General features: G+C 35.2%; 9 protein-coding genes. 5 read left to right on the top strand and 4 right to left on the bottom strand.

The features are described 5' to 3' along the window. Positions 1-337 precede the first annotated feature (337 nt). Complete coding sequence (gene desB / locus AB3X49_RS11490) at positions 338-1,423, top strand: Delta(10) desaturase DesB (RefSeq protein ID WP_002091268.1); 1,086 nt, start codon at positions 338-340, stop codon at positions 1,421-1,423. Between the two features lie 50 nt (positions 1,424-1,473). Here desB and AB3X49_RS11485 read toward each other — a convergent pair whose 3' ends face one another. The 3 genes from AB3X49_RS11485 to AB3X49_RS11475 all read right to left on the bottom strand — a co-directional run bounded on the left by AB3X49_RS11485 (position 1,474) and on the right by AB3X49_RS11475 (position 3,898). Next, entirely contained in the window at positions 1,474-2,166 is a 693-nt protein-coding gene (locus AB3X49_RS11485; RefSeq protein ID WP_002169270.1) for an amino acid ABC transporter permease, read from the bottom strand. Between the two features lie 93 nt (positions 2,167-2,259). Next, positions 2,260-3,054: an ABC transporter substrate-binding protein gene (locus tag AB3X49_RS11480; RefSeq protein WP_002091263.1), complete on the bottom strand. Its 795-nt coding sequence runs from the start codon at positions 3,052-3,054 to the stop codon at positions 2,260-2,262. A gap of 121 nt (positions 3,055-3,175) precedes the next feature. Next, positions 3,176-3,898, bottom strand: coding sequence for an amino acid ABC transporter ATP-binding protein (locus AB3X49_RS11475; protein WP_002029539.1), 723 nt, complete (start codon positions 3,896-3,898; stop codon positions 3,176-3,178). Between the two features lie 210 nt (positions 3,899-4,108). Between AB3X49_RS11475 and AB3X49_RS11470 the strand changes: the two genes are divergently transcribed. Further along, a complete protein-coding gene (locus AB3X49_RS11470; RefSeq protein WP_016126508.1) occupies positions 4,109-5,401 on the top strand; it encodes a methyl-accepting chemotaxis protein in 1,293 nt (430 codons plus the stop codon). A gap of 30 nt (positions 5,402-5,431) precedes the next feature. Here the strand turns inward: AB3X49_RS11470 and AB3X49_RS11465 are convergent, their stop codons facing one another. Beyond that, positions 5,432-6,760, bottom strand: a complete 1,329-nt coding sequence (locus tag AB3X49_RS11465) for an FAD-binding oxidoreductase (RefSeq protein ID WP_137076446.1) — start codon at positions 6,758-6,760, stop codon at positions 5,432-5,434. A gap of 375 nt (positions 6,761-7,135) precedes the next feature. Here AB3X49_RS11465 and AB3X49_RS11460 point away from each other — a divergent pair, with 375 nt between their 5' ends. From AB3X49_RS11460 to AB3X49_RS11450, 3 genes are all read left to right on the top strand, one after another. Further along, on the top strand, positions 7,136-8,800 hold the full coding sequence (locus tag AB3X49_RS11460; RefSeq protein WP_002167020.1) for a glycoside hydrolase family 13 protein: 1,665 nt from the start codon (positions 7,136-7,138) through the stop codon (positions 8,798-8,800). Positions 8,801-9,001: 201 nt separating this feature from the next. Continuing rightward, the gene (locus tag AB3X49_RS11455) at positions 9,002-10,639 is read left to right on the top strand and encodes a PTS transporter subunit IIBC (protein WP_002016687.1); all 1,638 of its coding nucleotides are present in this window, start codon (positions 9,002-9,004) and stop codon (positions 10,637-10,639) included. Between the two features lie 4 nt (positions 10,640-10,643). Then, a complete protein-coding gene (locus tag AB3X49_RS11450) occupies positions 10,644-11,435 on the top strand; it encodes an endonuclease/exonuclease/phosphatase family protein (protein WP_002169267.1) in 792 nt (263 codons plus the stop codon). The last annotated feature ends 260 nt before the right edge of the window (positions 11,436-11,695 follow it).

Genomic DNA, 11,695 nt, shown 5'->3' with positions numbered 1-11,695 from the left:
TATGTATATATACCTGATAAAGCCTTATGAAATCTATGCTTTTTCTTTAGTGAAATAAAGTATAATTATAAAAATATAACCAACTTTTATTACTAGGTCATAAAAGTTGTTGACAATATAGAAATTCTATTGTTATGATTCATCATGTGGAAAGGTTGATAGAGAGTAAAAAGAGAAATGTTTTTCATTGATAATAAAAGCGAAAATTAAGTGACGATAGAGTGAGTATATTTTCCTTATGATAAATGCTTTTTGGATCACGTAGTAAAATCAATCTGGAAGCAAGAATTGATATATGCAAGTTGCGCGGGGCGCGGCATAAGAAAGGGGCAAAAGGATGAAGGAGCTTCATACGTTTGGGTGGTATGCAGCACGTGTAGCACCACATTTGCCGAAAAAAGCATTTAAACCAGTTCCTAATCGATTATTTGGTGGACTGGCTTATTTACTTGTGGCATTGGCTGGTTTAATAACGATCGGTGTATTTGAATTGAATGTGTGGGCAAATCTAGGAATTGCAATTGTTCTTGGATTATGTTTTGCTTCACTTGGATTTTTAGGACATGAAATTTTACATGGAACAGTTGTAAGAAAGGCATGGCTTCGTGATTTTTTAGGTGCGATAGCATTTATGCCATTATCAACTGGCCCAAAACTTTGGAGAAAGTGGCATAATGCAACGCATCATGTTCACACACAGCATGAAGAGAATGATCCAGATGCATGGCCGACATTTGAGAAACTGAAAAAGAGTAAGTTTTTGAGTTGGGTATATCGCATGCCTCTTCATGTACGTTCATTCTTTAGTTTCCTGTCACTAACAATTCAATTTACGTTACATTCGACTCGAATGTTCTTTCATTTTATAAAAGAATTTAAGTCATCCAATCAAAAATCTGTATGGCTTCAACTTCTTTTGCCCTGGACAGTTTGGATTAGTTTATTGTTTATTATGGGACCTACAAAGTGGTTCTTTGCATACGTGATTCCGTTGTTAATTGCTAACTTTATTGTAATGGCGTATATCGCAACAAATCACCGCTTAAATCCTATTGTTCCAGTAAATGATCCTTTAGCAAACTGTTTATCAGTAACAGTACCGCGCTGGGTAGACGTTTTACATTTCAATTTCTCATACCATACAGAACATCATCTGTTTCCTGCTATGAGTTCTAAATACTATCCATTAGTAAAAGATAAAATTAAAGAAATGTGGCCGGAACGCTATCACGAAATGCCGATGACAAAAGCTTTGGCAGCACTTTGGAATACACCACGTGTGTATTATCACGGAAGTGAATTAGTTGATCCGCATAGGGAGCATTTCTATGGTTCTTTAGGAAATGGATTGGATCCTCATAATATTTCATATCGTGAGGAACATATAGAGGAAAAAGAGACTATAAAAAAAGTAAATCAATAATAGACATATCTTACGATGAAAAAGCAAGCTCTCTTAGAGCTTGCTTTTTGTTATAAAGAGACTTCTTTCTTGTTCTTCGTCTTGACCTGGACAGAGTTATTTTCTTTTCGTTGTAGTCGTTTTTCTAGAAGACTAACAAGATAAGTAAATAGAAGAACTAGTGCGAGATAGTATACACCAACAATGATATATGTATCTAATTGCTGGAAGTTACCTGCGGCAATTGATAAACCGGATCCCCATAATTCGGACATTCCTACATAAGCGACAAGTGAAGAATCTTTTAATCCAATAATAAATTGGTTCCCTAGAGGGGGAAGAGACAGACGAAATGCTTGTGGTAATATAATCCGGCGCATCGCTAAAGGGTAAGGCATCCCTAAAGAGCGAGCAGCTTCCAATTGTCCACGATCAACGGACTGAATGGATCCGCGGAAAATTTCAGTAATATATGCACCGTTATGGATTGCTAAAGCAATTGCTCCTGCCCAAAAAGGAGTGAAGACAATAATCGATGTAATACCGAAATAGAGAATGGCAATTTGAACAATTAAAGGTGTACCACGAATAATGGCGATATATACATGAGCAATACTATTTAAAACCTTATTGTTAGAGATTCGAAAGAAAGCGACTAGTAATCCAATTAGTGAACCGAGTAATAGGGATGTTAATGTTAATTGTAATGTGACAATAGTAGCCTTTAAGAGTGTGGGATAGGTAGAGATAAAAATTTCAAACATATGTGTCACCTCATATTGTATGGATTTTAGTAGTGAATGAAGTGCCCCACATACAAAGTGGGGCATGATTTATGAAATCTCTAAATGGCTAACTTACTTTGTTTTTGCCTCGTCTCCAAGAATATTACGCCCAAACCATTTTTTACTGATCTTTTCATACGTACCATCTTTAATGATTTCATCTAAAGCTTTATTTACTTTCTCAACCATTTCTTTATCATCTTTACGAATAGCAATTCCCATTTCATCAAGATTTAATGGTTTTCCAGCTTCTTTTATATTTGATTTACCTTCTTTGATCATACGTAAACCGACCATTTGATCAGTGATTACTGCATCAATACGTCCAGGCTCTAAGTCCATAAGTGCAGTAATATCGCTATCATATTCTGTGATTTGATCTGTATGTTTTGCAACAAGGTCTTTAAAGGTACTAGCTTTTACAACCCCAATTTTCTTACCTTTCAAATCTTCTGGAGAAGAGATAGATGTATTCTTTTTAGCCACAAAAATTTGGGCACCAGAGCGATAATAAGGATTGGAGAAACTAACAGCTTTTAAGCGTTCTTCTGTAATTGCCATACTGCCCAATATAGCATCATATTTTTTCGATTGTAGACCTTGAATTAGCGTTTCCCATGGATTTGTAATAGGAGTGGGTTTCATATTCATTTTTTTCGCAAGTGCCTCACCAATTTCCACATCAAAACCGGCAAGCTTTCCGTCATTTTCTTTATAGTTAAAAGGTTTATATAATCCACTCATCGCATAACGAAATTCTTTTTCACCATTTGAAGAAGTAGTAGCACTTTCCTTACTACAGGCTCCTAGTATGAAGGATGTACATAATGTAATACTCGCAACAATGGTTAATAGTTTTCTTTTCATAAAACCCCTCCTATATATTGATCATACGGATGGTTTTAAGTATGTTACTGAGATATTTTATTTGGACAATTAGTTGTGCACCGTATGGATGTATTTCTTTTCATTTGAAACAGAAGTTACATTATAAAACGTTGCGTAAAAATTGTTTTGCTCGTTCATGTGATGGAGCTGAAAAGAATTGTGCTGGCGGAGCGTCCTCTACAATCTTTCCGTCATCCATAAATATGACGCGATCAGCTACATCTCTTGCGAAATTCATTTCATGAGTAACAATAATCATGGTCATTCCTTCTTCAGCAAGTTCTTTCATAACTTGCAATACTTCTCCAACAAGTTCAGGGTCTAAGGCTGAGGTAGGTTCATCAAATAGCATAATTTTAGGGTTCATAGCAAGAGCTCGTGCAATCGCAACGCGTTGTTTTTGACCACCTGAAAGTAGGTGAGGAGTTACATCCGCCTTATCTTGTAGGCCGACTTTTTGTAGGAGTTGATTCCCAACATCCTTCGCGTCTGCTGTCTCCAATTTTTTTACGTGAATGGGTGCTTCTATGATGTTTTCTAGTGAGGTCATATGAGGAAAGAGGTTAAAGTGTTGAAAAACCATACCGACATTTTCACGGACTTTGTTTAAATTTGAATGCTTCGGATCAATTCGTTCACCTTGTAAGTGAATTTCACCTTCATCGTACATTTCTAAAAAGTTAAGACAGCGAAGTAATGTACTTTTGCCGGAACCACTGGCACCGATTAAAACAACAACTTCTTTTTCTTTTACTTCTAAATCAATTCCTTTTAAAACATCAAGTGAGCCAAATGATTTTACTAGATTTCGAACTTGAATCATACAAAACCCCCAGTCAAAAATATATTTTACAAATGTTGCCCCTTATTTCTGTTATTAGTCATAAATTGTCAGAATCCTTTATTTTTTTGACGGGATTTGATATTCAAGGGAATTATGATTTTTAAAATCTCTATATCTTTCTATAACGAAAATATGGATAATAATATATAGGTAGCACTTATATTGCTTATAAGAAGGGGGAAAGAAGAGATGGAAAAAGAAAGGAAGACATTTTCCTTTGGCTTACGTACACAACTTATGCTATTCACTACAGTTTTAGCTTTAATTACATATTCAACAAGTTTATTTTTTATTTACGTTATATATGATTATTTTCAAAGTTATGTAAGTCAAACTGTTTATAATATTATCGTTATGTTATTAGGTGTAGTATGGTCTGGAATTTTAGCGTATGGGGCAGCAATATTTTTAATTAAACCACTTCGAAAGTTGGAAGAAGCAGCAAGGAAAGCGGCTGATGGTGATATTCGTGAAGATGTCCCGTTGCCAAAAGTAGATGATGAGATTAAATCTTTAAGTGTTGCATTTAATATGATGCTCGAGAACTTAAGAGGTATGGTAAAAAATATTGATACTACATTTTCGTATACAAATAATCAAGTTCAGCAAATTAGAAGACAAACAGGGGAAGCGACAAAGCAAGCACGCGGTGTGTCTGAAACTCTTGCAGAGATTTCTTCTGGCGCCGAGCAATCAGCAGCTTCCATTCAGGCGATTGTTTCAACTGTCGATACAACAACCTCTATTGCGAGTGAAGTAGAAGAAAAAGCAAAAAAGTCCGACGAATTGTCTTTAGAAATGGTTCAAGCTTTAGGACAAAGTACACGTGTCTTTACTTCTTTAATTCAAGGCATTCAAACATTGGCAAAAGAGAATGAAGATTCGATGCAAAATGTACAGAAGTTAGAAGAACGAATGAAACAAGTAGAACATATTGTTTCTGTTGTGAGTGAGATTGCTAGTCAAACGAATTTATTAGCATTAAATGCTTCTATTGAGGCAGCTCGTGCTGGAGAGCATGGAAGGGGCTTTGCAGTTGTAGCTGAAGAAGTACGTAAACTTGCTGATGAAAGCGATCATTCTGCAAGAAATATATCGCAGTTATTACGAAATATGCAAGAGGAAGTGCAACAAGTCGCATTGAAAATGACGGAGCAAGTGAAAACAGCTAAAGAAGAGGCAAAACGAGGAGAAGCTACTGAATTAATTTTAAAAGAAATGTCATCAAGCATTATGGAAGTTGCCGATGCAACTAAGCAAATTAGTAGCTATATGAACGAGCAAGTGAGTCACATTCATCAAACAGGAGCACAGACGAAGGCTGTAGCAGCAATTGCTGAGGAAACATCAGCTGGTTCACAAGAAGTGGCACGTGTGACGTTGCAACAATCTAAAAATATGGTAGTAATCGATCAATTATTAAAGGATTTAGAGAAGCAAGCAGCGGACTTGAAACAAACCATTGAACGATTTTCAATGTAAAAAGGAAGAACAGAATTCTGTTCTTCCTTTTTACGTATGGAAAGGAGGAATGCTTTGTTGAAAACGAAAAACATTACAAGGGTCATATGCTGTCTTCACTTTACGCAACCTTTGAAAATTAGAGCCATAATAACTAGTTTGCCAATTTTTTATGTCGATATCGGGCCAATTGACATAGTCTCCTAGTGTGTAAGGATCTAAGCTTTCCCGTAAATCTTTAACCCAGCGTATATTTCGATTTTCTTCATCGTTGCATTTCCAAGAAGTAATATATTCTTGAGCAATAATTGCCTTGCGGTGGAAATAAGCTGTTTCATTAGGCGAAATGTTTTCTACAGCACCTACGAGTGATTGGTGCCAAATACTCGCATCTTTATTTGGTGCATGAGAAAGAAAATATTGTAAGATTTGAATACCTTTAAGAGGGATAGGTTTATATACGTAGGAACCAGAGCGTTTGAATTTTTCAGGAATATTGCCGCTATTAAAGAATTGAACAGCCTTTATATACGGGACTTCATCTATAAAGAGAGAAGGATTACCAGTTTCAAGAAGAGGAGATAATAGAGGATAGAGTTCAGAAGGAGAGCCGACAAATTCACCTTTCACCTCGATTTTATTTCGTTGTTTAGAGAATAATTCAATTGATGAAGTGAGACGTTCATCTATATAAGGTGCCCAGTTTTGCCAAGCTTGAAATGCAGCAATAAAGTCTTTCCATTCCCATGTAAGTGAGAAAATTGATACGTTTTTAATAGGGTGGACTCGAAAGGTTAAGGAAGTAATAATCCCGAAATTTCCACCGCCACGGCATGCCCAAAATAGGTTAGGGTTTTCTTGTTCATTTGCACGAATGATTTTTGCACCAAATTTCCCGCACGCTTGTACCATTTCGACTTCTACTAATTGATCACATGTTAGTCCAAATAAGCGTGAAAGCATGCCAATGCCACCGCCGAGTGTTAACCCCACAATTCCGACACTTGCACTTGTGCCAGCTGGTATTGTAACACCATATTTCCAAAGTTCTTTATACACAGTGCCAAGATTTGCACCCGCTTCAATTGTTGCTGTTAATTTTCCTGTACTAACCGTAATTTGCTTCATTTCACTCACATCAATAATAAGCCCGCCATTTAAAAGAGAGAAATTTTCGTAGCTATGTCGTCCACTTCTTAAGCGAAATGGTATATGACGCTCACGTGCCCATTTTAAGGCGTTACACACATCATTTTTATTTTGACAAAAAACAATAATACAAGGAAATTTTGGAATGCTTAAATTTAAATTTATTCGGGCTATGTCATACCTAGGATCCGAGGGAACGACGATACGACCAGTTAATTTTGTTTGTTTCAATTTATATCTCCTTTCTGAAATAATATGAGCTTGTATTAGTATATGAAGAGTGTATTTAACACGCATGGACGAGAAGAAGAGAAGGGTTAGATTTATCCCGTTATTTGCGAGCAGTAAGACAATCCGGCTGAAACAAAGAAGATAGGGCTGCTCGTAAAAGCTCGATTGGTAAGGGCTAATAATCAGCGGGGAATGGACATCTCCTTAACGATTAAAGTTTCACTTTATCTTTGTGAGAAATAAATAAGGCATAAGAATAAGGAAACTACATAGAGTTCAATGAAAACAGTTGCAAACTATTCATATTTTGTTATGATAGTGTTACGAAAACGTTTGCATAAAAAATCCGATGGGATGCAAAAGGAGAGAATTAGTATGAATAAGACATGGTGGAAAGAAGCTGTCGCTTATCAAATTTATCCACGTAGCTTTATGGATTCAAATGGTGATGGTATTGGAGATTTACAGGGGATTATTGCAAAGCTGGATTATTTAAAAGATTTAGGTATAGATGTAATTTGGATTTGTCCAATGTATAAATCACCTAATGACGATAATGGTTATGATATTAGTGACTATCAAGATATTATGGATGAATTTGGTACGATGGAAGATTTTGATATGCTACTAGATGAAGTTCATAAGCGTGACATGAAGCTTATTATTGATTTAGTTATTAATCATACAAGTGATGAACATCCATGGTTTATTGAATCAAGTTCTTCTAAAGACAATCCGAAGCGTGATTGGTATATTTGGCAGGATGGTAAAGACGGCGCGGAACCAAACAATTGGGAAAGTATCTTTAATGGTTCTGCATGGGAATATGATGAAGTGACAGAGCAATATTATTTACATTTATTCTCGCGTAAACAACCAGATTTGAACTGGGAGAATAAAGAAGTTCGTGAAGTTTTATATGATACTGTTAATTGGTGGCTTGATAAAGGTATTGATGGTTTCCGCGTCGATGCGATTAGTCATATAAAAAAAGAAGATGGCCTCAAGGATATGCCAAACCCAAAAGGGTTAAAGTATGTGCCTTCTTTTGACAAACATATGAATGTAAATGGTATTCAGCCATTACTAGAAGAATTAAAAGAAAACACATTTGCTAAATACGATATTATGACTGTTGGAGAAGCAAATGGTGTGAAAGTTGAAGATGCTGATCTTTGGGTTGGAGAAGAGAATGGTAAATTCAATATGGTATTCCAATTTGAGCATTTAAGCTTATGGGATGCAGAAAAGAAGAAAGATCTTGATGTTGTTGAGTTGAAAAAAGTATTAACAAAGTGGCAAAAAGGTTTAGAAAATAAGGGATGGAATGCTTTATATATTGAAAATCATGATAAGCCACGTATTGTGTCTACTTGGGGAAATGATAAAGAATATTGGCGTGAAAGTGCAACGGCTTTAGGAGCGATGTATTTCTTTATGCACGGCACACCGTTTATTTATCAAGGACAAGAAATTGGTATGACAAATGTTCAGTTCCCAAATATTGAAGATTACGATGATGTAGCAATTAAAAATTTATATCGTGAGAAAATTGCAGAGGGCGTATCACATCAAGATATGATGGAAATTATATGGGCTTCTTGCCGCGATAATTCACGTACACCTATGCAGTGGAACGATGAAATGAATGCTGGCTTCACAACAAGTACACCTTGGTTTAGCATGAATCCAAATTACAAAGAAATTAATGTTGAAAAGCAAAAAAATGAAGAAAAGTCTATTTTCAATTTCTATAAGAAAATGATTGCCTTGAAAAAAGAGCACGATGTACTGAACTACGGTACGTACGATTTACTATTAGAAGACGATCCACAAATTTATGCATATACACGTACGCTACAGGATGAAAAAGTCATTGTAATTAGTAATATCTCAAAAGAGGAATCTGTGTATAATGAGAGTTTATTCGCATTAGAACGCAAACGTTTGCTTTTAAATAACTATGAAGTTGCGGAACATGAACAAATAACTACAATCACGTTGAAACCTTATGAAACAAGGGTTTATCGCATTTTATAATGAAAAAGGATGCTCCTTGAGCATCTTTTTTTATGAAAAAAAATAAATTTCTATTGCAATGTGAAAACGCTTTTATTAAAATAGATTTATGAAAACGGTTGCGTAAAGAGAAAAAGAAACATAAGGAATCGTTTTCATAAGAGAAACAGAAATTATAATTTAAATCATTATGTTGTTATAAATAAAGGGGAGGAAAAACAGATGAAAATTACGTCTTTTGATTTTTGGCAAAAGTTCGGGAAAGCGTTACTAGTTGTTGTAGCTGTAATGCCAGCAGCTGGTTTAATGATTTCCATCGGTAAGTTAATTGGGATGTCTGCTGGGGATGTTAACGCAGTTCATACCATTGCTCGAGTAATGGAAGACATCGGTTGGGCAATTATTACAAATCTACACATCTTATTCGCAGTAGCAATTGGGGGATCTTGGGCGAAGGATCGAGCAGGTGGTGCATTTGCAGCACTATTAGCATTCGTTTTAACAAACAGAATTACAGGAGCTATATTTGGCGTAAACGCTCAAATGTTAACGGATTCAAAAGCGACAGTTTCTTCATTTTTAGCAGGAGATTTACTTGTAAAAGATTACTTTACTTCTGTACTTGGTGCACCAGCATTAAACATGGGAGTTTTCGTAGGGATTATCACAGGTTTCTTAGGAGCTACTTTATATAACAAATACTACAATTATAATAAACTGCCACAGGCATTAGCATTCTTTAATGGAAAACGATTCGTACCATTCGTTGTAATTGTTTGGTCTACAGTCACTGCGATTGTATTATCACTTGTATGGCCATTTATCCAAAGTGGATTAAATGAATTTGGTCGCTGGATTGCAGCATCTAAAGATAGTGCACCAGTTATTGCACCGTTTGTATATGGAACGTTAGAACGTTTATTATTACCATTTGGATTACATCATATGTTAACAATTCCGATGAACTACACAGAGCTAGGCGGAACATATACGATGTTAACTGGCTCAAAGGTTGGACAAATTGTAGCGGGACAAGATCCGTTATGGCTTGCATGGATTACAGATTTAAATAACTTATTAGCAAATGGAGATACGAAAGCATATAACGATTTATTAAATAACGTTGTACCAGCTCGTTTCAAAGCTGGACAAGTTATCGGCTCAACGGCAGCGTTAATGGGGATTGCGTTTGCGATGTTCCGTAATGTTGATAAAGAAAAACGTGCAAAATATAAACCAATGTTCTTATCAGCTGCATTAGCAGTATTCTTAACAGGTGTAACAGAACCAATTGAATTCATGTTCATGTTTATTGCACCAGTATTATATGTTGTGTATGCAATTACAACAGGACTTGCATTCGCATTAGCGGATTTAATTAATTTACGTGTTCATGCATTTGGATTTATTGAGTTAATTACACGTACACCAATGATGATCAATGCAGGTTTAACGAGAGATTTAATCAACTTTGTCATTGTTTCATTAGTGTTCTTCGGCCTTAACTTTACGTTATTCAACTTCTTAATTAAAAAATTCAATTTACCAACGCCAGGGCGTGCAGGAAACTATATTGATAATGAAGATGAGTCAACAGAAGGAACAGGAAATGTACAAGATGGTTCATTAGCAACAAAAGTTATTGATTTATTGGGCGGAAAAGATAATATTGCTGACGTAGATGCTTGTATGACACGTTTACGTGTAACAGTAAAAGATTTAGATGCCGTTGCACCAGAAGCAAAATGGAAACAAAATGGTGCTTTAGGACTTATTGTAAAAGATAAAGGTGTACAAGCAGTATATGGCCCGAAAGCTGACGTATTAAAGTCAGATATTCAAGATATGTTAGGTGCGTAATAATATGAAATTGCTAACTTTAAATTGTCACTCTTGGCAAGAAGAGAATCAAATTGAAAAAATAAAGTATCTTGCTAAAGCAATTCAAGAAGAAGATTATGATGTGATCGCATTGCAAGAAGTAAGTCAGTCTATACAAGCTGAAAATGTATGCGGTAACAAGAAAAAAGATAATTTTGGACTTTTACTGCTAGAAGAGTTAAGAGCATTAAATGTAAAAGAATACAATATTATTTGGGATTTCTCTCATATTGGATATGATGTGTACGAAGAAGGATTAGCAATTATAACAAAGCACAACATTGTAAAGGAAGATACGTTCTTTGTCTCAGAAAATAAGGATACAACGTATTGGAAAACACGCAAAATTGTAAGTGCAACAATTGCTTATAATGATAAGAATATAACGTTTTATTCTTGCCATCTCGGTTGGTGGAATGATGAAGAAGAATCATTCAAAGACCAAGTTGATCGTTTAATGGAGCGTGTAAATAGCAATGAACTTTCCTTCTTAATGGGTGATTTTAATAACAATGCTCGTTTGGAAGGAGAGGGTTATGAGTATATGATGCAAAAAGGTTTATATGACACATATGAACTAGCGATAGAGAAGGATGAAGGAACAACTGTCCAAGGAGAGATTGCTGGTTGGGATGAAAATAAACAAAACTTACGAATCGACCTAATATTAAGCAATCAAAGTAAAACAGTTAATTCTTCAAAAGTCATTTTTAATGGAACAAATCGAAATGTAATTTCTGACCATTTCGGTGTAGAAGTACAATTAGATATATAATAGAAGAAATCCTCACAGATAATGAAAAGCTGTGAGGATTTTTTGATAAATACAAGTATTCCCAAGAGAAAATACTTGTATTTTTTATGACATTTCCTATATATTTGTTATTATTGAATGTAAAACTAATTTGGTCATTTTGTATGCATACTTTTTTTACTTCGTTATATAATGAAGTAAGTGAAATATTTAATGGGAAAAATAGTATGTTTTCGTTTAATCCACGATGTAGAAAGTGATATAATTACAAAATGTATGTA

Origin of the sequence: Bacillus sp. C30 (assembly GCF_040838255.1) — a bacterium.
Taxonomy (GTDB): Bacteria; Bacillota; Bacilli; order Bacillales; family Bacillaceae_G; genus Bacillus_A; species Bacillus_A mycoides.
The sequence above is the reverse complement of the archived record's forward strand: the minus strand, read 5'-3'. Positions and strand labels throughout refer to the sequence as shown.